Annotated in this window: 25 protein-coding genes; 2 read left to right on the top strand and 23 right to left on the bottom strand. The window is 66.5% G+C overall.

What is annotated here, in order from left to right; genetic code table 11:
* Positions 1 to 25: 25 nt before the first annotated feature.
* On the bottom strand, positions 26 to 1,624 hold the full coding sequence (locus tag KO490_RS13355) for a bifunctional UDP-sugar hydrolase/5'-nucleotidase (RefSeq protein WP_216019901.1): 1,599 nt from the start codon (positions 1,622 to 1,624) through the stop codon (positions 26 to 28).
* Positions 1,625 to 1,744: 120 nt separating this feature from the next.
* On the opposite strand from KO490_RS13355, the gene KO490_RS13350 reads away from it, so the two are divergent.
* Together KO490_RS13350 and KO490_RS13345 are read left to right on the top strand one after the other, a co-directional pair.
* Positions 1,745 to 2,080, top strand: coding sequence for a DUF952 domain-containing protein (locus KO490_RS13350; protein ID WP_216019900.1), 336 nt, complete (start codon positions 1,745 to 1,747; stop codon positions 2,078 to 2,080).
* Positions 2,077 to 3,135, top strand: a complete 1,059-nt coding sequence (locus tag KO490_RS13345; RefSeq protein ID WP_216019899.1) for a quinone-dependent dihydroorotate dehydrogenase — start codon at positions 2,077 to 2,079, stop codon at positions 3,133 to 3,135. The genes KO490_RS13350 and KO490_RS13345 overlap by 4 nt, the downstream gene beginning before the upstream one ends.
* A 4-nt stretch (positions 3,136 to 3,139) precedes the next feature.
* On the opposite strand, the gene cysE is transcribed toward KO490_RS13345, so the two are convergent.
* The 22 genes from cysE to ihfB form a co-directional block, all read right to left on the bottom strand.
* Complete coding sequence (cysE, locus tag KO490_RS13340) at positions 3,140 to 3,961, bottom strand: serine O-acetyltransferase (protein ID WP_216019898.1); 822 nt, start codon at positions 3,959 to 3,961, stop codon at positions 3,140 to 3,142.
* Positions 3,962 to 4,045: 84 nt separating this feature from the next.
* Entirely contained in the window at positions 4,046 to 4,756 is a 711-nt protein-coding gene (locus KO490_RS13335) for a DUF2793 domain-containing protein (RefSeq protein ID WP_216019897.1), read from the bottom strand.
* On the bottom strand, positions 4,746 to 8,624 hold the full coding sequence (locus KO490_RS13330) for a glycoside hydrolase/phage tail family protein (RefSeq protein ID WP_216019896.1): 3,879 nt from the start codon (positions 8,622 to 8,624) through the stop codon (positions 4,746 to 4,748). Before KO490_RS13330 ends, KO490_RS13335 begins: the two co-directional genes overlap by 11 nt.
* A 24-nt stretch (positions 8,625 to 8,648) precedes the next feature.
* Positions 8,649 to 9,074 carry an NlpC/P60 family protein gene (locus KO490_RS13325; protein WP_216019895.1) on the bottom strand — a complete coding sequence of 142 codons (426 nt, stop codon included), beginning with the start codon at positions 9,072 to 9,074 and terminating at the stop codon, positions 8,649 to 8,651.
* Complete coding sequence (locus KO490_RS13320; protein ID WP_216019894.1) at positions 9,067 to 9,897, bottom strand: DUF2163 domain-containing protein; 831 nt, start codon at positions 9,895 to 9,897, stop codon at positions 9,067 to 9,069. Before KO490_RS13320 ends, KO490_RS13325 begins: the two co-directional genes overlap by 8 nt.
* A complete protein-coding gene (locus KO490_RS13315; RefSeq protein WP_216019893.1) occupies positions 9,894 to 10,526 on the bottom strand; it encodes a DUF2460 domain-containing protein in 633 nt (210 codons plus the stop codon). The genes KO490_RS13320 and KO490_RS13315 overlap by 4 nt, the downstream gene beginning before the upstream one ends.
* Positions 10,527 to 10,536: 10 nt before the next feature.
* Positions 10,537 to 11,166 (bottom strand): phage tail tape measure protein, encoded by a 630-nt coding sequence (locus KO490_RS13310; RefSeq protein WP_216019892.1) that lies wholly within the window; start codon positions 11,164 to 11,166, stop codon positions 10,537 to 10,539.
* On the bottom strand, positions 11,159 to 11,401 hold the full coding sequence (locus tag KO490_RS13305; protein WP_216019891.1) for a rcc01693 family protein: 243 nt from the start codon (positions 11,399 to 11,401) through the stop codon (positions 11,159 to 11,161). Before KO490_RS13305 ends, KO490_RS13310 begins: the two co-directional genes overlap by 8 nt.
* Positions 11,398 to 11,712 (bottom strand): gene transfer agent family protein, encoded by a 315-nt coding sequence (locus KO490_RS13300; RefSeq protein WP_216019890.1) that lies wholly within the window; start codon positions 11,710 to 11,712, stop codon positions 11,398 to 11,400. Before KO490_RS13300 ends, KO490_RS13305 begins: the two co-directional genes overlap by 4 nt.
* Positions 11,712 to 12,125, bottom strand: a complete 414-nt coding sequence (locus KO490_RS13295; protein ID WP_216019889.1) for a phage major tail protein, TP901-1 family — start codon at positions 12,123 to 12,125, stop codon at positions 11,712 to 11,714. Before KO490_RS13295 ends, KO490_RS13300 begins: the two co-directional genes overlap by 1 nt.
* 13 nt (positions 12,126 to 12,138) lie before the next feature.
* A complete protein-coding gene (locus KO490_RS13290; protein WP_216019888.1) occupies positions 12,139 to 12,558 on the bottom strand; it encodes a DUF3168 domain-containing protein in 420 nt (139 codons plus the stop codon).
* Positions 12,555 to 12,887, bottom strand: a complete 333-nt coding sequence (locus KO490_RS13285; RefSeq protein ID WP_216019887.1) for a head-tail adaptor protein — start codon at positions 12,885 to 12,887, stop codon at positions 12,555 to 12,557. Before KO490_RS13285 ends, KO490_RS13290 begins: the two co-directional genes overlap by 4 nt.
* Entirely contained in the window at positions 12,887 to 13,501 is a 615-nt protein-coding gene (locus KO490_RS13280; protein ID WP_216019886.1) for a hypothetical protein, read from the bottom strand. Before KO490_RS13280 ends, KO490_RS13285 begins: the two co-directional genes overlap by 1 nt.
* Positions 13,502 to 13,694: 193 nt before the next feature.
* Entirely contained in the window at positions 13,695 to 14,855 is a 1,161-nt protein-coding gene (locus tag KO490_RS13275; RefSeq protein ID WP_216019885.1) for a phage major capsid protein, read from the bottom strand.
* 102 nt (positions 14,856 to 14,957) lie between these two features.
* Positions 14,958 to 15,488: an HK97 family phage prohead protease gene (locus KO490_RS13270; protein ID WP_216019884.1), complete on the bottom strand. Its 531-nt coding sequence runs from the start codon at positions 15,486 to 15,488 to the stop codon at positions 14,958 to 14,960.
* A 3-nt stretch (positions 15,489 to 15,491) separates the two neighbouring features.
* Complete coding sequence (locus KO490_RS13265) at positions 15,492 to 15,722, bottom strand: hypothetical protein (protein ID WP_216019883.1); 231 nt, start codon at positions 15,720 to 15,722, stop codon at positions 15,492 to 15,494.
* Between the two features lie 4 nt (positions 15,723 to 15,726).
* Positions 15,727 to 16,914, bottom strand: a complete 1,188-nt coding sequence (locus KO490_RS13260; protein ID WP_216019882.1) for a phage portal protein — start codon at positions 16,912 to 16,914, stop codon at positions 15,727 to 15,729.
* A 75-nt stretch (positions 16,915 to 16,989) separates the two neighbouring features.
* The gene (locus tag KO490_RS13255; RefSeq protein WP_252727172.1) at positions 16,990 to 18,246 is read right to left on the bottom strand and encodes a DNA-packaging protein; all 1,257 of its coding nucleotides are present in this window, start codon (positions 18,244 to 18,246) and stop codon (positions 16,990 to 16,992) included.
* Positions 18,247 to 18,280: 34 nt separating this feature from the next.
* Positions 18,281 to 18,676, bottom strand: a complete 396-nt coding sequence (locus KO490_RS13250; protein ID WP_216019880.1) for a permease — start codon at positions 18,674 to 18,676, stop codon at positions 18,281 to 18,283.
* A gap of 236 nt (positions 18,677 to 18,912) precedes the next feature.
* Positions 18,913 to 19,548, bottom strand: a complete 636-nt coding sequence (locus KO490_RS13245; RefSeq protein ID WP_216019879.1) for a phosphoribosylanthranilate isomerase — start codon at positions 19,546 to 19,548, stop codon at positions 18,913 to 18,915.
* 4 nt (positions 19,549 to 19,552) lie between these two features.
* Positions 19,553 to 19,936 (bottom strand): LapA family protein, encoded by a 384-nt coding sequence (locus tag KO490_RS13240; protein ID WP_216019878.1) that lies wholly within the window; start codon positions 19,934 to 19,936, stop codon positions 19,553 to 19,555.
* 58 nt (positions 19,937 to 19,994) lie between these two features.
* Positions 19,995 to 20,279 (bottom strand): integration host factor subunit beta, encoded by a 285-nt coding sequence (gene ihfB / locus KO490_RS13235; protein WP_022707351.1) that lies wholly within the window; start codon positions 20,277 to 20,279, stop codon positions 19,995 to 19,997.
* Between the last annotated feature and the right edge of the window lie 79 nt (positions 20,280 to 20,358).

The following is a 20,358-nucleotide window of genomic DNA, read 5'->3' as shown; positions in this document are numbered from 1 at the left end:
GGGCCGCGCCACTGGCTCGGGTCGCTTACTTTACCGTGATGCGACCATCGGTATAGGGCTCGTATCCGCCCTGTGCCGCGCCCAGGTATTCGGCCACGACCTCGGCCAGGTCCGGACCGAAATCATAGGCCTGCTGGCCCTTCTCGGCGAAGATCGAATAACCGTCGCCGCCACCGCGCATGTAGTTGTTGGTCGTCACGCCATAGGTTGCCTGGGTGTCGATGGGGACCCATTCCTCGCCCTCCATCACCATCACGTCGCTGATGCGCGAACCCACCTCGGCTGCGGGATCGACGGTGTATTTCAGACCGGCGACCTGCGCGAAACGACCGGCAAGTTCCTCGTACTGGCTTGCGCCGTTTTCCAGCGCCGCCACGACCGAGGCACCATCCAGCTGGAAGGTCGCAAGCGTGTTCTGGAAGGGAAGGACGGTATAGACCTCGCCCATGGTCACCTCGCCCTCGTCGATCGAGGCGCGAAGCCCGCCGCCATTCTGGATCGCGATGGTGACGCCCTGATCCTTCACCCGTTCAAGCATGGCATCCGCCACGAGGTTGCCCATCGCGCATTCCTGCTGACGGCAGATCTCGCGCGATCCTTCGATGGTCCCGGCGGACTGGGCGACGACCTTGTTGCGCAGTTCGGCAATCGGCTCGGCCATCTCGGCCACGCGCGCGGCGATGGCCTCGTCCTCGGGGACCGACGCGTCCAGCAGGATCGGCTCGCCCTCGACCGCGGTGACCTTGCCCTCGTCGTCGAAGGTCAGCTTCAGATGGCCGACATACTTGCTGTAGGCGTAGGCCTGCGCCACCGGCACCTGGTTGCCGTCCGGGCCGGACACCATCGTCGGATAGGCACCTTCGGCGCCTTCCATCTGGCCCAGCAGCGTGTGCGAATGACCCCCGATGATCGCGTCGATCCCGGGGATCTGCGCCGCGAATTCCTGATCGCGCAGATAGCCCACATGGGTCAGCGCGATGATCTGGTTCACGCCCTCTTCCTCCAGGGCCTCGGCGGCGGCCGTCAGGCTCTCGACATCGTCCTGGAAGATCACGTCATCGCCGGGCGAGGACGTCTCGGGGGTGTCCATGGCCAGCGCCGATATGATGCCGATCTTCTGTCCGTCCTTCTCGATCACCAGGTGCTTGACGACCTTGCCGGACAGGTCCGACTGCGACAGGTCGAGGTTGCTGGAAATCACCGGGAAATTCACGCCATCGGCCAGGATCGCAAGGCCGCCGGGGCCATCGTCGAATTCGTGGTTGCCGACCGCCATGGCGTCATAGCCGATGGCATTCATGAACTCGACGACCTCCTCGCCCTTGTAGGTCGTGTAGAACATCGACCCCTGGTACTGGTCGCCCGCGTCCAGCACGATGACCGGCTCGCCCTCCGCCTCGATCTGCTGCTTCAGCTCGGCGATCTTCGTGGCGATCCGCGCGACGCCGCCGAAGCATTCGTTGGCGGCCTGGGTCTCCTCGTCGCAGGTACTGTCATACTTGTTGATGGGCTCGATGCGGCTGTGGACATCGTTGGTGTGCAGGATATGCAGCACGCTGTCCGCATGCGCTGCGCCCGACATCAGTGCAATTGCAGAGGTCGCGGCGAACAGGCTTTTGATCATGGGTGATTCCTTCCAATCCCAGACGGTCGGCGTCGAAAGATTGGCCCGTGGATTTGCACAGGTCAAATGGAAGGTGACTTCGCGCTTGACCGGTGACGCCGCGGCACGGCAAATGCCCGCATGCTGATCTACAAGGTATTCCGAGCGGCCGAATGGGCCGACATGCAACGGCTGGGCGAGACGCCCGGCGCGCCCGTCGATCTTGCCGACGGCTATGTCCACATCTCGACCGCCGAACAGCTTGCGGGCACGCTTGCCAAGCATTTCGCGGACGAGGACGACCTGACGCTGCTGGCCTGCGAGGCGGATGCGTTGGGTGACGACCTGCGGTGGGAACCGTCGCGCGGCGGCGCGCTGTTCCCGCATCTCTATCGCAATCTGCGGATGGAGGATGTCGTCTGGACGCGCCCCATCACGCTGAGGGACGGCGTCCACGTGACGGGGATCGAACCATGAGCATGATCGAGAAGCTGGGCCTTGCCGCGCTGCACAGGCTGGACCCCGAACACGCGCACGACCTGTCGATCAGGGCATTGCGCACGGGGCTGGTTCCCATGCCGGGCGGGCCCGTCACCAGTCCGCGCCTGCGGACCACGCTGGCCGGGATCGACATGCCGAATCCCGTGGGTCTTGCCGCGGGATACGACAAGAACGGCAAGGTGATCGGCCCGCTGATGAAATCCGGCTTCGGCTTCATCGAGATCGGCGCGGCCACGCCGCGTCCGCAACCGGGCAATCCCAAGCCGCGCCTGTTCCGCCTGACGGGCGACCGTGCCATCATCAATCGCTTCGGTTTCAACAACGAAGGGATGGAGGCCATCGTCGAAAGGCTTCGGGCCAGGCCCGCGGGCATTCCGGTCGGCCTGAACCTCGGGGCGAACAAGGACAGCGCCGATCGCGCCGACGATTACGCCAAGGTCCTGCGTCTGGCCGCCGATACGGCCGATTTCGTGACGGTGAATGTCTCCTCGCCCAATACCGAGAAGCTGCGCGACCTGCAGGGTTCCGACGCATTGGCGGCGCTTCTGCGGCATGTCCTGCAGACCCGCGACACCGTACGGGCGGGGCTGCCGGTCCTCCTGAAGATCGCGCCCGACCTGAGCGATGCCGAGATCGAGCAGATCGCGGGTGTTGCGACCGATTGCGGCGTCGATGCCATCATCGCGACGAATACCACGCTGTCGCGCGACGGCATCGCGGACGCCCAGGCGTCGCAGGCGGGCGGGCTGTCCGGGCAGCCATTGTTCGATCGTTCGACACGGGTGCTTGCGCGTCTGTATCGGCAGACGGGTGGCAGGTTGCCCCTGATCGGGGTCGGCGGGATCTCATCGCCCGAGGATCTGTGGCAGAAGATCCGCGCGGGCGCGTCGGCCGTGCAGATCTACTCGGCGCTGATCTATCAGGGAATGTCGCTGGCGCCGCAGCTGGCGCAGTCTCTGGACCTGCGCCTCGAGGCCGAGGGAACGACCTTGGCCGAACTGACCGGCAGCGGGGTGGACGACTGGGGCTGATCCCTCAGTCGCCACCACCCAGCAGGTGGTTCATGCTGTGCGAGGGTTCGGGACAGCCCGCATCCCCGATGATCTGCGCCGGAACGCCCGCCACGGTCTTGCAGGGCGGGACCTCGTGAACGACCACCGACCCCGCGGCGATCCGCGAATGGTGCCCGACCTCGATATTTCCCAGCACTTTCGCGCCCGCACCAATCAGCACGCCCTGCCCGATCTTCGGATGGCGGTCGCCATCCTCCTTGCCGGTGCCGCCAAGCGTCACCGAGTGCAGCATGGACACGTCGTTGCCCACCACCGCGGTTTCACCGATGACGATGGAATGCGCATGGTCGATCATGACCCCCGTGCCGATCCTTGCAGCGGGGTGGATATCGACACCAAAGCACTCCGAGCAGCGCATCTGCACGAAATACGCCATGTCGCGCCGCCCCTGGTTCCACAGCCAATGCGCCATGCGATAGGCCTGCAGCGCCTGAAAGCCCTTGAAGAACAGGATCGGCTGCAGCAGCCGATGGGTGGCCGGATCTCGATCGTAGACGGCCATCAGATCGGCCCGCGCGGCATCCCCCAGCTCCGAGGTGGCGCCGTAGGCCTGATCCGCGATCTCGCGCAGGATCTGTTCGCTCATCTCGCCCGAGGCCAGCTTCAGCGAGAAGCGGTAGGCCAGAGCCCCCTCGAGGCTCTGGTGATGCAGCAGCCCGGCATGGATCAGTGCCCCCAGAAGCGGCTCGTTCGCGACGGCGGCGCGTGCCTCGTCGCAGAGCTGCGTCCAGATGGCATCCCGATCAAGGCTGAGCGGTGTCTTGTTCGCATGCTGCATGTTCATCCTGAGGCCCACCCGGTTCCTTCTTGCCATCGGTCTTAGACCAAGTGGGCATCGGGTGGAACCCGGGCAAGCCCTTGGAGAGCATTAGGACGGCAAACGCATCTCCAGCCAGTGGACCGCAAGGGCCACCCTGCCGCCCGCGAACTCGCCGCCATCGGCAGTCAGGATCAGCGGTTCCGGCTGCCAGTAGGTCATCGGCGTTCCCAGCATCCCGCGCGCCCAGGAATCCTGCGCAGTGCCCAGGCCGCGCCCGAAGCGATCCGTACCGTCCATCGTTCCCAGCCGCCAGCTTGTGAGCGTGCCGGTGATGGCATCCTTGACCCGTGCGGTCGCACCGATGACCATGGCACCGCCCGGAATGACGATCCCGGTGATCACGGTCGCACCCGCGGTCAGGGTCACCTCGCCCTCGGCGATCCCCGCGATCAGACCGGACCCGCCCTGCCCCATGGTCAGCGCCCCGACGGCCCAACCAGCGCCGTCATGCACAGCGTCTGCCCCGCAATCGCGCACGAAGGCGCGCATCCCGGCACGCGGCGGCACGAACAGCCATCCGCCATTCGATCCGATGGCGATCGCCTCGTCCTGACCGGACCAGTCGCCGGTTGCGCCCTGGGGAACGCCCCAGCATTGGCCGTCCAGAACGGTGCCGGGCGGCACCGCGGTCGAGACGCTCTCGAGGACCAGGTTCACCAGCCCGTCAAGGCGCATCAGGGCCTCGTTGACGGTCACGTGCTTCTGAGCCTGTGCAGGCATCAGCAGCGACATCTGCAGGCGTGCGGTTTCATTCGACATGGAAATCTCTCCTTGCAAAGGGTCCGGTGCCTACAGTGGCCGAGATCTGCGCGACCTCGACCGTCAGGATGCCCGTCCCGGTTCCGTCCCGCAGCGTGCCCAGATCGAAGAAGGCGCTGCCGGTCTGTGTCTGATGGATCAGTTCACCGTTCATGCTCAGCCGAAGCAGGTATTCCTCGCGGTCCTCTCCCAGGGGGATGTCGGTTCCTGCCCAGTTGTCGCCACCGATCCTGCTCCGGCGGGTCCAGCCGAGCAGCCTGCCGTTCTTGCGGACATGGCAGGGCGCATAGGGCCGCAGCCCCGTGCCGCCAACCGTGACCGTCATGTCCTGATAGCTTGCGTCATCAGGCGCACGCAGTCCGGGGCCGATCCGCCAGAACCGCTCCTGTCCAAGGCTGGATGGTGGCAGGTCGACCTGCCGAACCGCATTGTCCAGCAGCACGACAAGGCTGCCTGCGGGCCATGCCTGCGGCATGATCCCGTCGGTCCCCGCCTGCCCGCGCAGACGGCTGCCGATTTCCCAGACCTCCGGTTCGACCAGCCGCGCATCCGAGAACTGCATCACCTCCCACGGCCCGCCTGCACCGTCGCCGATGGCCAATGCGTTGGCCCCGGACAAAAGCGCGGCGCGATTGACCGAACGCAGCGTGCCGTAAGGCAGCCTGATGCGCAGGCCCGGTCCACGATCGACCATTCCGGCACGCGCGGCGGGCAAGGCGTCCAATGTCCGCCCGATGCGCGCACGACCATCCAGCAGCCGGTTCAGTTCGAACCCGCCATCCGCCTCGGTCGAGACATAGGCGGCCACCGTTCCGGGCCATGGATCCGCCGTCACGGCAAGCCACGGGGCATGCACCACCTCGTCGCCCCGCAGCAGCGGCAGATCCAGGAACACTGGAAAGACCGGCATCGGCGGGGAATAGGTCCCGATGCTGCCCTGCCCGGCGAAGCTGACGCGCGCCGAGTAGCTGCCGGGATCGACGCGGGTCGCATCCACCGTGATCGCGCCCGAACGCTCGACCCGGTCGATGCGCCAGCGCCGTTCAGGCTGGCCCGATATGCGCGACAGGACGATATCGCCCGCCGCGACATTCCCCCTGCTGGGCGGAAGCGCGAAGCGCGCGGTGTCGCGGGCCGTCTCGGCCTCGGAGATCCAGCGATCCGCAATGGCCTGGCCCTCGGGCCGTGTCAGCATCATCGAGAACTCGCTGTCCGAAACCGACTGACGGTCATCGTCGCCAAGGGTAGATTCGACAGTGGCGGCGGAATAGTCCCCGCCCGCTGCCACATGGCTTAACCGGATCCTGCCTGCGTTCGATGCCTCGACCTGCCGCGTCTGTTCGAAACCCGTGACATCGTCGCCCAGTGCAAGGTCGTCATCCGTCACGATCGCGCCCGCCAGCCCGTCACGGGCCACGAAATGCAGCACGCCTTCGCGTTCGACCGCATCGAAACCATGCGCAAGCATCAGCGGCTGCAACGCGGCACGCGCGCTTTCATTCGCCTGCAGGGCATATCCGCGCACGACACCCGAAATCCGCGTGACGTCCACCGAGGCGACGCCCGCCATCCGGCAGATATCGCGCACCACCGCCCGAAGCGTCACGGCACCCGCACGACCGTTCAGCCAATGGCCGCGATCCCAGGCAGGCCCGTCCGACCACAGATCGTCGCGCCCCGGAAAGGCGGGATAGGGGCGCGCGTCCCAGCACCAGACATGCATGCGGTCGGTATCGACCATCGCCATGCCATCGGCGTTCACAGGATTGTTCGCCCTCTCCCTCCAGAACCCCGTCGAGGCTTCCATATAGGCCGCCTGGAGCGCGTCATTCCGCGTGCCGTTGGAATACCAGGGCAACTGGCTCTCGCTGCTCATCGCATCGAGGAACTTGTTCGGCTGGTTCGTGGCCTTGTCCAGGGCCGCGCAGCCCAGTTCGGTGAACCAGACGGGCTTCGATCCCGGCACCCACGCGGTCGGATCGCGGTCCCGAACGCCGCCCGGCCTTTCGTAGTGGTGGTTCTGCCACCATCCCGCGATGTCCTTGTAGCGCCAGACCCAGGCCTCGTCGTAATGGCTGTCGGTGATCGGAGTACGGATCTGGGCATCGCGGTCAGTCGGGCTGGCATAGTACCAGTCGTAACCTTCACCCCCGGCCACGTTGGTCTTGAGGTAGTCGATATTGTCGATCCTGCCCCAGCGCGCATCGAGGTGATCCTCGCCATCGCGCCAATCCGACAACGGCATGTAATTGTCGATTCCGATGAAATCGATGTTGGCATCCGCCCACAGGGGATCCAGATGGAAGTACAGCTCACCGCCCCCCGGGTGATGACCGAAATATTCGGACCAATCAGCCGCATAGCCGATCTTGACCGATGCCCCCAGGATCGCGCGGACATCCGCGGCAAGGCTGCGCAACGCCGTCACGGCAGGATAGCTGTTATCCCTTCCCCGGATCTGGGTCATTCCGATCATCTCGGACCCGATGAGGAACGCATCGACGCCCCCAGCGGCCTTGCAGAGATGGGCATAGTGAAGGATGAACCGGCGATAGGACCATTCTGCCGGACCGTCGTAACGAACGGCGTCGCCGTCGATGACGAAATCGGCAATGTCGGCTGCACCAAAGAACGCGGCGACCTCCGCCTCGGCGGCTGGGGTATTGTCGCTGCTGCCCTCAACACCCGCAGCGATCGCCGTCGTGATACGGCCACGCCACGGCATGACGGACTGTTCCTGGGCACCATAGGGATCGGCCAACCCGTTCCCCGCCAGCTGCTCCATCAGGATGAACGGATAGAAGACCGCCTTCCTGCCAGACGCGTTCAGGGCGCGCAGCCCCTCGATCACCGAACCGTCCGACGGTGTCCCCCCATAGATGGGACGCCCGTCCTTTCGTGCGACCTCCTGCGCCTCGCTGCGTTTGATCCCTCCGGCGCGCCAAGGCATCTCGGTTCCGTCCACATCGGCATATTCGACCTTGGGCTGAACGGTGCATTCGCCGATCCGCAGGTCGCTGCCGAACCAGGACACGATCAACGAGACCGAACCCACCTCGGGCAGTTCTCGTCCCAAGACGTCCAGCGACGCGGAAAAATCCGTCCCACCCATCGGCGTGTTCACGTTGAAGCTGCGGCTTGCGCCCAGATCGCCGCGGTGGTTCACGGCCGTGGTCGCAAGCGAATACTCCCCCGTTCCCGGGATCATCGCCACCGCCCGCACATCCGTGCAAAGACCTGTCCCGTCCTGGGCGGGACAAGTCACTTCGAAGCTCAGCTGCGGCATCCGGTTGCCCCAGCGTTCCAGCACCAGGTTCTCCAGCACGACATAGGCGATCCCGCGATAGGCGGGTGCCGCCTCGTCCTCATGCGCAGCGATGATCGGGTCGGGCAGCTGGGTATCGCAGCCCCGGTAGATCCGCATGTTCAGATCGTCCTGGGCGATCTCCTCGCCATCCGCCCAGACGCGCCCGACGCCCAGTATTTCCCCTTCGCACAGGGCCAGCGCGACCGAGAGGCGATAGGTCAGGCTCGTCACCGTCGTCTTCGGTGCCCCTTTGCCGCCACCTGCGTCCTCGGTGCTGCTCAGCTCCTCCAATGGCGATGCCCAGATCACATGGCCGGGCATCCGCATCTGACCCCAGATACGGGGTACGGGCACGCCCTCGCCTGCCGTTTGCAACCTCAGACGGTCGATGCGGCCGGTCTCGACGGCACGCGCACCGCCGCCCAACAGCCTCTGATCGATGGCGCGGCCCACCACGGCACCGGCTGCACGGCCGATCAACGCGCCGGACAGCCCCAGCGCCGTGCCGCCAAAACCCGCACCCAGCGATGCACCCACCGCTGACAGGACAATCGTGGCCATCTTGGCCTCCTTCGTTGGATCGGTTCAGGGAAAGCGGAAGCGCGCCACAACGCGCGCCGCCCAGGGCCGCGTCAGCGGGCTCTCGATGACCCCGTGATAGTTGTAGGCATGGATGAATCGCGGTTCGAGGCCATCGTGGGACAGGATCCCCAGATGCTTCGCGATCGCACCTTGGCGCATCCGGAACAACAGCACCTGCCCCGCCTGCCATTCGTCAGCTGCCGGAAGTTCATCCATATGGCGCATCGCGGCATTCCACAGCACCTCGTCGCGCCCGCATTCCGCCCAATCGGCGGTATAGGCGGGCGGCGTCTCGGGCTCGGCACCTTGAAGCTCTCTCCAGACGCCACGCAGAAGGCCCAGGCAATCCGTACCGCAACCCCTGGTGCTGGCCTGATGGACATAGGGCGTTCCGATCCACCCTTCCGCGATCCGAACCACCTCAGACATTGCGACCACCGGTCTGCGGGGCCATCAGCCAATCCTCGGACGGCAGATGGGGAAAACCGCGGAAGTTCAAGAAGTTCGCAAATTTCAGGCGACAGGTCGACGACGCCTTGTCGCAGCCCGCCTCGATCCTGATGCGGTCGCCCGGCGCGGGGATGATATTCAGCCCCGCCCACAGTTCGACGATGCGCCCCCCGGCCTCTGGCACGCGGTCGTTCTTGACACGGCCCTGAAGGCCTTCCGCCTCTCCGCTCAGAACGACGATGCGGCCATGCTCGAACCAGTCGGCATCATAGCTTGCGAAGCTGTCGAAACGAAGGATGCGGCCCTCTTCGATGCGATCCACGGTCAGCTCGACGGACAGACCCTCGCGCCGGGTATCGACGCCGCATGCCGTATCCCCCAGCATGGCCGAACAGCGTGGATGGAAAACGCGACCCTGCGGGGCATTCAGACGATCGGTCAGGCCGCGCAATTCGGCCCGGAACGACCCGTTGCCATGGCTTACCTCACCCAGCGACCCGCGGAACATCAGCTTGCGATCCTCGGGGTCGATCCAATCCACTTCCCACATGCGGATGGTGGCCGCATCCCAGCGTCCGGCCATCAGGTCGCGCTCGGTAATGGCATCGTCGCTCAGCGCTCCGGTGGCTTCGGCGTTGTCGACCGACAGCCCCGTCGCCTGCAGCAGCGCCGAGGCATCCAGGCCGTGATCCGGCTTGAAGACGATACCGTCGAAGCTCAGTTCGCAATCGTGGTCGGTAAAGCCCAGCTGCAGCCCGTCCGCGCGCGTCACGCACCAGGCGCGTGCAATCGTCGTGCTCATATGCGCACCTCCAGCACCGGGATGTCGGGCACCTGACCGGCGTTGAACGATGCCACGGATACGAGGATCCGATCCGCATCGAAGCGGACCGGCACGTCGAATTCGAAGCCCGCGGTGATATCCGCTCCCGTTTCGGGCGGCTGGTCGAAACTGATCACGCCCGAGGCGTCATCAACCTCGTAATGCGTGCCCAGATGGACCTCGACGCCGCCGATCCCAGCACGAACCGTGCCCGTGACAGGCTTCTTGACAGGACGGCGATATGTCTGCCCCCCCGAGACATAGCCCTTGGTCAGCTGAAAGCGGGTCGTCTGCCCGTCCCCCCGTCCGATGACCTGATCGTCGAAGGCGATGGTGCGTGACGGCAGGCAGCTCTTCCAGTCCGACCAATCCTTCCAGCGGAACCCGTGCAACTGACCCGCCCGCGCCTCGAAGAAGGCGGTCACCGCTGCCAGATCGTCCAGCGACCGCAGCCCCATCCCCGCATCATAGCTTCTGCGCGAATGTGCCCAGGGGGAATTCCGATCTTCGTGGCCATTCGCCATCGAGACGATCTCGGTCCTGCGTTCGGGGCCCCCCATGGCCCCGAATGACAGGTTGGTTGGGAACCGAACCTCGTGAAATGCCATTCTGCTCTCCTCAGCCGATACGGTCCGCGCGCGACAGTGCACGCGACATCTGCGCCGCGATCTGCGACTGACTTTTCTGGAAGCCCGCCACGTCCGGGGTCTGGATATTGAAGGTGACGTTGGTCGAACCGCCCCCGCCCGCCGCGGCAACCCCCAGCCTGCCATCCGCACCGCGTTGCAGCGGCATGATGGCTTCGGGGCCCGCTTCTCCCATCAGGCCCGCCCCGCCCCGCATGGCAAAACCGGTGGCCGAGCCCACGACATCGGATACCCGCCCCGAGGCGAAGGTCCCGCCTTTGGCGAATGCCTCGACACCTGGCACACCCAGCGCGCCGAACAGGCTGCCGATGGCCCCCGATACCGCGCCCTCGACCGGCTTCATCGCAATGCCATAGACGGTATCGGCAAGGCTCTCGGCCAGTCCTGCCAGAACATCGCTCAGCTTGTCGCCGTGCAGTGCCAGGTCGTCCACCGCCCGCCCGACGCCTCGCTCGATCCCGGATCCCAGCGTTCCCGCCTCGCGCGAGGTCAGCGTCATCGCGGATCGCAGCCGCGTCAGCTCGGCCTCGAAGGCCGCGGCCATGCCCGCGCTGTCGGACAGGCTCTCGTCAAGTTGGTCATCAAAGGGATCGTCACTCATGATGGCTCTCCTGCAGCGGGGTCTCGGTCCCGACGCGACAATCCTCCGCGTCGGGATATCTTGCAGCCAGTTCGGCCAGGCGGTTCCGGCTCATGCGCGGGACCGAAGGGCCAAGCCCCAGCATCAGTGCCAGCTCGGCAGGCGTCAGCGACCAGAACTGGTCGGGGTGCAACCGCAACCCGACCAACCCCGCACGCATCATCCCGGGCCAGTCCATCGCACCGGGCAGGCTCATCCGGGCATCCGGAAGGCCAACGCCAGAAGTCGCGCCGCTGCCTGCGCGGCAGCGACCGGTCCGCCTGCGATGTCGCAATCCACGAGATCCGAGGCCTGTCCCTGCCATCCCCCGCCGCGCAGACCTGCGGTCAGAACCGCCAGAACCTCGCGCCCGGAAATACGGCCCGCCTCCATCCGCGCGACGACGCCCTGCAGATCCGCCTCACCCAGCACAGCCTCCAGCTCGGCCAGTGCACCCAGCGTCAGGCGTGCCGCGTGCGGATGACCGTCCAGCGTCACCGCCACTTCTCCGCGCATCGGGTTTGCCATCAGATCGCGACGAAGCTCAGGGCGCCCGCCGATGCCAGCGCCATTTCATAGGTGGCCTCGCCGTCATGGCTGCCCGCATATTCCAGCGAGGTGATCTGGAAGCGCCCCTCGATGCGCCCGAAATCGGGCACGACGACCTGGAACTGCGGCATCTCGGCATCAAAGAAGGCCTGCCTTGCGCGGCCGTCCGTGGCCTCGTCGCGAAACACCCCCGACCCCGAGATCGAGGCGCTACGCACCCCTGCGCCACCCAGCAATTCGCGCCAGCCGCCTTCGCTGTCCATGCTGGTGACATCGACCGTCTCGGCGTTGAAGGCGATCCGGGTGGCGCGCAATCCCGCCACCGTCTCGAAACTGCCGTCGCCGTTCATGTCCATCTTGATCAGCAGATCACGTCCGTTCTGTACCGCCATTGGCTTTCACTCCTCAGCCGAAATCGATGCGCGCGCGAAAGGTCAGATCGACCTGCCGCGCGACGCCATTCTCAACCTTGCGCGCCTTCGCACGCAGGAACTGCATGGCCACCAGGTGGCCACGGCTCAGATCCAGATCGGCATCCTCCAGCGCGTCGGCGACAGCGACCGCGGCCTGCTTGACCACGCCGAAGCCCGCGCCTTCATCGGCACCCGATGCCACGGTCACGATCAGATCGTGTCGGGCACCCCGCGCGGTGACATCACCGCGTCCCACCGCATCCTCGGGCCCGAGCGAGACGAAGACCCCGCTCGGGGCCTCGACCGGCATCGCGTCGAAGATCGCATCGCCCACCAGCGCGCCCAGGGCCTCGTCGCCCCGCAGCTGATGATAGACGGCCGCCTGCAGCGCCGCCCCCGCTCCATAGCTCATGCCTGGTCCTCCTCTCGGGCAAAGCAGTCGAGATGACGCCCCCCCGCTTCGGCCACCGCCTCGATCACGAAGACCCGGGTTCCGTTGCGCAGGCGCTGGCCGGGTTCGGGCCTGCGCGGATCGCCCGCGGGTGCCGCATGTGTCGTGATGCGCCACTGCACGACGCTGACCATGCCCAGCCGGGTCGTCTTCTCACGCCCCGATCGCGCATCCATCGCGCACCACAGACGCCCAAGCCTCCGCCAGCCCGTCGTCCAGCCACCCATCCCGTCGGCGACACGGTCCGGCGCTTCCAGGTCCAGCGCGACATTCAGTTCCGGTGTCGACATCAGCGCACCTCCCGCGAACCGCGCCCGACCAAGGTCCGGACCGCCCGCCAACGCTCGATCAGCGCGCTGACCCCGAAGGGCATCCCGTGCCGCCCGCCATCCTGCCCACGATCGTCGTGGTACTTGGCAGCCAGCATGATCGTCGCCTGTGCCAGGTCCGCCGGCACATCCGCCCATTCCGCCCCGAAACCCGCGGTAAAGGTCACCGTGACCGTCCCGCTTCGGGGCACATGCGGCAGGATCACGCCCGCAGGCAGGATCATCGGCCGCTGCATGTCGGGCAGAAGCCGCCACCCGTCCGGGTCCAGCACCGTCAGCGTGCCCGAACCATCCTCGATCTCGATCTTCTCGACCGACTGGACGGGCGCCAGAGGCAGCGTCTGCCCCAACCTGTCCCGCCAGTCGTCCAGCTGCATGCGGAACCGCCGCCGCAGCATCACCTTGCCCGTCCGCCCCTCGATCGCCGCGATCGCCGCGCGCAGGAACCCCGCCAGGGCCGCGGTCTCGGCCGGATCGTCCGGCGTGTCGAAACCGCTTGCCAGACGCAGATGTCCACGCAGCGCAGCGATGGGCAGCGCCTCGATGGGCGGCGCCGTTTCCTCGATCAGCATCATTTCGCGAACCTCCCGTCCAGCTGTCCGCAGATCATTAAGATGGCCGGAGCCCGAAGGCCCCGGCCGAACCGCCCCGCACGGATCGGCAAGGTCGATGTGCATCCCGCGCCGGCCATCAGCGCGCGCGGACAGTTGCTAAGCCGGTATGCCCGGCACCCGATGCGCATCGCCCACCCGATCCTGCCGCTTCAGATCACGAGAACTGCAGCAGCTTCACGGCGCGGAAGTCGGTAACGCCGCCGCCGACGCGCTTGGTGGCATAGAACAGCACATGCGGCTTGGCGCTGAAGGGATCGCGCAGGACGCGCAGATCGGGACGTTCGACGATGGTATAGGCGGCGCGGAAATCGCCGAAGGCCACCGACAGCGATGCGGGGGCCATGTCGGGCATGTCCTCGCTGATCAGGACCGGATGGCCCAGCAGCTGCGGTTCCTGCCCCGCGTTCAGCGCATCCGTCCACAGGAAGCGGCCATCCGCATCCTTCATCTTGCGGATGCGGGCGGCGGTCTTCGAATTCATCATGAAGGCCGCATTGGCGCGGTATTCCGCACCCAGGGCATAGATGAGGTCGATCAGCGTATCGGCCGAGGACTCGCCGAAATCGCCCAGAGAGCCGCTCGAGACGGTGCCGATCTGGCCATCGCCCGCATCCGCATCGGCGGCCACCGGATAGCTGAGAATACCGCGCGGCTTGTCCACGCCGTCGCCGCTGACGAAGGCCGCGGCTTCGGCGCGGGCGAACTTGTCGGCAATGCGTTCGGCCAGCCAACCCTCGACATCGAAGGCCGCATCGTCCAGCAGACGCTGGCTGGCCTTCGGCATGGCCGACAGTTCGTGGACCGGAATGGTGATCCGCTCCAGACCACCGGCCGAGGTTTCGGCGGAAGCCGCCTCGGTCGCCCAGCCCGCACCCTGATCGCCCTTGTCGACCAGGACCTCGAAGGCCGCGCTTTCGATGGCCACGACATTGGCGACGCGGCGCAGCGATGCACTGCCGCGCAGAACCTTCTGCACGGTTTCCGCAACCTGCGGCGCCGCCAGGAAACCACCGTCCGAGGCGACGGTCAGACCCTTCTCCTCGATGGCAAGGCCACGCAGGCCGTCATCGTCGCCGCTGCGAAGATAGGCGTTGAAGGCCTTCTGATGCGGCACCTCGACCTCGGCGGTGGCGGACAGGGGCGCGCGGCCCCGGATGGCGGTCTTGCGGTCGATCATGTTCATGCGCTCTTCCTGTGCATTCAGCCTGGTTTGAATATCTTCGCGGAACCCCTTGAGTTCACTTACGAACCCGGACATTGCCCCGCGCAGGTCGGCAGCCGTGCCGGCTGCGCCCGCGGCTTTCACCTCGGTCATCGTCTTCTCCTCGTCGACTGGAAGGGGCCGCGCCCCTGCATTCGCCCCGCATTCGGGGGCAAACCTCGTGTCGGGCCTGCGCATCATGCGCGGCCCGAAATCTCATGCGCCCCGAAGGGCTTCGGCAGCATCCGTCAGCAGCGCCGCCATCTCGCGCAGATCGTCGGCGTCCTTGCGGCCGACCTTGGCCTCGGGCAGCATCGGAAAGGTCACCAGCGACACCTCCCAAAGCTCGACCTCGGTCAGCATCCGGCGGCCCTTGCCGTCGCGTTCCGCCCGGATCGCGCGGTAACCGATGGAAAGCCCGTCGATCGCACCGGCCTGCAGCAGCGCCGCCGCCTCGCGCGCCTGCGCCACCTCGGACAGCAGCCGCCCGCGAACCCACAGGCCTTTGCCGTCCTCGCGGATCTCCTCCCACACGCCGATGGGACGGGCCGGATCGTGCTGCCACAGCATCCGGACCTTGCCGCCCGTCGCAGCCAGCCGTTCCAGGCTGGCCGCGAATGCGCCCGGCTGAACCGCGTCGCCCCCCTGATCGGTCAGACCGAACAGGCTGGCATAGCCTTCGATCACCTGCCCATCGGACAGCACGGGCTGACCGCCCGCGAATTTCACTTCAAGCCCCGGAACCATCCGTCAGCCTCCTTTCGGTGCAAATTCGATTATCCCCTGAACGGCCTGTGTCAGGATCACTGCGACGACCCCGTAGACCGTCATCCACAGCCGCCGTTCCAGCCCCTCGATCAGCGCCTCGATCCGTTCCAGACGCCGCTCGACCTGCCCGAATTGCAGCGCCATGATCCGCTCCTGCGCCTCGAAGCGCTGGTCATGCCACAGCCCGTCGCCCGGGAAACGCGACCCCTCCATCGGCTCAGGCCTCGTCGATGGGCGGCAGCCCCAGAAGCTGACGCTTCTCGGCATCGGTCAGAAAACCGGCCTGCGCCACGCGCGTCCACTGCCGGTCGCGTTCCTCGGCCAGGGCCGGGACCTGGTCCGGATCGGGCCGTAGCTCGATCTCGGCGCCAAGATGCTCGGACAGCCACCAGGCGACCCCCGCCGCGACCCGCGTCGCCAGCGGCAGCACCGTCAGGCGATAGAAGGCCCGATGCGCCTCGGCATAGTTGGCATAGGTCGCATCGCCCGGGATCCCCAGCAGCATGGGCGGCACGCCGAAGGCCAACGCGATCTCGCGCGCGGCGGCCAGCTTCGTCTCGTGGAACTCCATGTCGCTCGGGCTGAACCCCATGGGCTTCCAGTCCAGACCGCCTTCCAGCAGCATCGGCCGACCCGCATTGCGCGCGCCCTGATGGTTCATCTCGATCTCGCCCACCAGCCGGTCGTATTGCTCGGGGCTCAACGTGCCCTGGCCGTCCACCCCGCCATAGACGATGGCCCCGCTTGGCCGGGCCGCATTGTCCAGCAGCGCCTTCGACCAGGCCGAGGCGCTGTTGTGGACATCCACCGCCACGGCTGCCGCCTGCATCGGCGACAAACCGTAATGGTCGTCCGAGGGGTGGAAGCTGCGCAGGTGGCAGATCGGATCGGGGCTGCCCGTCATGTCGAAGCGATGCTTGCGCCCGCCGACCTGGTATTCATAAGCGACGGGCCAGCCATCCGCGCCGGGAACGACGCTCATGCGGTCCGACCGCAGGACGTGCAGTTCCTCGGGCAGACCGTTCTGCGCAAGACCCGCCGCCTCCAGGTACCCGTTCCCCGACAGCAAGACCTGACCGAACAGCGCCTCGAACAGCTCGGCCCGGCCCTGACCCGGGTTGGGGCGGCGCAGCAGGTCAAGAACCGGGTGCAGGTCATATCGACGTGTCGTGTCCGCGCAGATCAGCGGCACCGCCGCGCCTGCCTCGGCAATCAGCTTGACGCAGCGAAACCCGATCGGGTTGCCCATGAACCCACCGCGCGTCAGGCTGGCATGATCCCTGGCCGACCAGATGGGCCGCCCCGAACCCGATGCGAAGGCCATGACCCGGCCCGTCGCGCTTGCCTTTCTTTCGGGCGCGGGGGCGGCTGCCCTTTCCCCACGCGTGAACAAACGAAATGCCATCTCCGCCTCCTTCATCCGCAAATGCAAAAGGGCCGCCCCACGGGGACGGCCCTTCCTGCCTGCATGAATTTCACCTTACAGCCGCCGCATCTGCGGTCTGCGCCACTGGGCCGAGGGCTCGATCAGCAGCTCGTGGACCGCCCAGACCAGCGCATCCAGCCGGTCCGGGCTGCCGCGCCCCTCGTATCCCCGCACCGTCATCTGGCACATCTGATCCTCCAGCGGGCCAAGCCCCCTGACATGTCGGATGCGCCCCTGTTCATACAGCGCGGCGACCGGCTCGGCCCGCAGGCCCTTGCCGCGCGTGGCCCGCAGCGCCCGGAAGGGCACCAGCGGATCGATCTGGCGAATCACGCTCTCGACCAGATCGCCGCCCTGGTTCACCTCGGCCACCAGCCGCTCGGCGCCATGCCGATCCATCGCCGCGATCGCCGCCCGCGCCCAGTCCGTCGGGCTGCCCCGCACGCTGGCATCCTCCAGCACGAAGGCCCGCCAGTCCTTCGGCTCGCCCTGGGTCACCGCGCCGACGACGACGATACCGCATTCATCGCTGTTGCTGCCTGCCGTGACGGCCGGATCGACTGCGACGACCACGCGGTCCAGCTTCGGGACATCCGCGATCCGCGCCGCCTCCAGCATGGATGTCGTCCACAGCGCGCCTTCCACATCGTCCAGCAGCACCCCGTCCAGCTCCTGCCGCCCCAGACGCGTCCCGCCATAGCGCGCCTCGACCTCGGCCAGAAAGCTCTCGGCCAGATAGGCGCGGTTCGCTTCGGTGGGCGCATGGGTCACGACGGTGCTTGCGTTCTGCAGGATGCGCTTCAGCACGCCCACATTGCGCGGCGTCGTGGTGACGACCTGCTGCGGATGATCGCCCAGGCGCAGCGCGAATTGCAGCATGTCCCAGACATCCTCGGATTTCTTCCACTTGGCCAACTCGTCCGCCCAGGCCGCGTCGAATTGCGGGCCGCGCAGCGCTTCGGGCTCATGCGCGCTATAGACCGTGGCCGTCGCGCCATTCGCCCAGACCAGCCTGCGCCGCCCGGCCTCCCAGACGGGTCGCCTGTCAGGCGGAGTGCAGGCCAAGATGCCGGATTCCCCGAAGACCATCACCTCGCGGACCTGGTCGAACGTCTCGCCGACCAGTGCCACGCGGTGGCAGCGACCGGGCGCGGCGGCGGTCGGCCCCTCGACCATCCGCCGCACCCATTCCGAACCCGCACGGGTCTTGCCCGCGCCGCGTCCGCCCATGATGACCCATGATTTCCAGTCGCCCTCGGGGGGCAACTGGTGCGGCAGGGCCCAGAACTCGAACAGCCAGGGCAGGCTCATCAGCGCGTTTTCCGACAGCCCGCCCAGGAAATCCTCAACCTCCTCCGGCCCGGCGGAGGCAAGCCAGGCGGCGCCCGATCTCGTCTCTTGCGGCGTCAAGGTCGAGGCTGCCCCCTCCGACCCCGCCTGCGATGTCCTTGCGAAGTTTCTCAACCTTGTTCCTTTCCGCCATGAGCAGCTGCACCGCCTCTCGGACGGTCTTCGCCGTATCCATGGCCTTTTTCAGCCGCGAGGTGTCGACCTCACCCGCGCCTTGTGCCCGAAGTTCGATCTGATGCGTCCTGAGGTCCTTCACGTAATCCCAGAACAGCCAGCGAAGGACGTCGATCTCGTCCTCGCCATCCGCGACCGGGGGCATGTCCCCAGGGGTCATGCCAGCCGTGAAAGGTCCCTCGGGTTGCCCCGTCCCGCCCCATTCCATGTCATTCATCAGAAACTGCCCCGCCTCGTGTCCTGTCCGCACGAGCCAAGAAACGAAAAAGCGGCCCGAGGGGTCACCCCCTTGGCCGCTTGCCCATTTCTCCCAGCATGTAAACCTTCTACCTAAGGCCGTTCGCAAAGTCAATTGCTATACCTTGGGTTGTGCGCAACGGGCGAACTTGTCGTCTGTTTACAATGACTTGGCCCATGCAACACCCGTTGCACCCTTATGCAACGCGAACCCGGTCAGCCCCGCGCGGCGGCGATGAAATCGCGAATCCGCGCGGGATCCTTGATACCCGGCGCGGCCTCGACCCCGGAACTGACATCGACGACGGGGGCCCCGGTCAGGCGCACGGCCTCGGCCACGTTATCGGGGGTCAGGCCGCCCGCCAGCATCCAGGGGCGCAGCCAGCGCCGCCCGACAAGCAGCCGCCAGTCGAAGGCCAGCCCGTTCCCGCCCGGCAGCACGGCATCCTTCGGCGCCTTGGCGTCCACCAGCAGCATGTCGGCCACGAGCCCGTAATCGGTCAGTTGCGGCAGGTCCTCGGCCCCCGAGATGCCGACCGCCTTCATCACCGGCAGCCCCGTCAGTTCTCGAACCTCGGCCACGCGGTCAGGGCTCTCCTTGCCATGCAACTGGATGATGTCCAGCGGAGCCTTGGCCAACACCTCCTGCAGCAGCGCATCGTCCGGATCGACGAACAGCCCGACCCGGGCCACGCCCACGGGAACCTCGGCCACCAGCGCGGCGGCCTCGTCCGGGGTCACCGCGCGCGGCGATTTCGCAAAGAACACGAAGCCCACGAAACGCGCGCCGGCCTCGACGGCCGCGGCAAGCTGGGCCGCATCGCGCAGCCCGCAGATCTTCACATCGGCCATGATCTCAGCGCGCAGGCAGGCTGGTGCGCGACTTGGGCGCCGAGGGTGCCTCGAGGATCGCCACCACGTCGTCCTTGGGCGCCTTGTGACGCTCGCGCAGGTGATCGACCTCGGATTCCAGCTTGTTGACCTCGACATTGCCGCGCTTGGCGGCACGGCGGTAATGCGCCTCGCGCAGCCATTCCCAGATCAGCCCGGCCAGCATGCCGACGGCAAAGGCCACGAAGATGATCAGGAACAGCGGCAGCTCCAATGCCCAGGATCCGCCCAGGAAACGGCCCATATCGGCAGGAAACGCCTTCAATAGGACGGGCTGACGGTTCGCCAGCGCGACGGCGACCAGCACCAGCGCCAGAATGGCGACGAAGATCAGGCGGATGAAACGCATACGGGCTTTCCCTCGACAGGTTTGGGGCTCAAAGCGGCCCGCGACCTTTCTACGACGATCATGCCTCGTCGTTCAACCGATCCCGAAGCAGCTTGCCGGTCTTGAAGAATGGAACGTGCTTTTCATCGACATCCACGGATTCGCCGGTCCGCGGGTTGCGCCCCAGGCGTGCATCGCGCTTCTTGACGGAAAATGCCCCGAAACCCCGCAGTTCGACCCGATCGCCACGCGACATGGCGTCGATGATCTCCTCGAAGACCGTGTTGACGATCCGCTCCACGTCTCGGCGGAACAGATGCGGGTTCTCGTCGGCGATCATCTGGATCAGTTCGGACCGGATCATGCTTCCCTCCAATGGACCACTTGGCAATCAACGCGCGATGCAAATCGGTGGTTCACAGCGTTGCCAGCTTTAATGGGGG

It is taken from the genome of Paracoccus sp. C2R09 (genome assembly GCF_018860625.1).
GTDB lineage: Bacteria > Pseudomonadota > Alphaproteobacteria > Rhodobacterales > Rhodobacteraceae > Paracoccus.
This window is presented reverse-complemented; position numbering and strand designations above follow the sequence as displayed.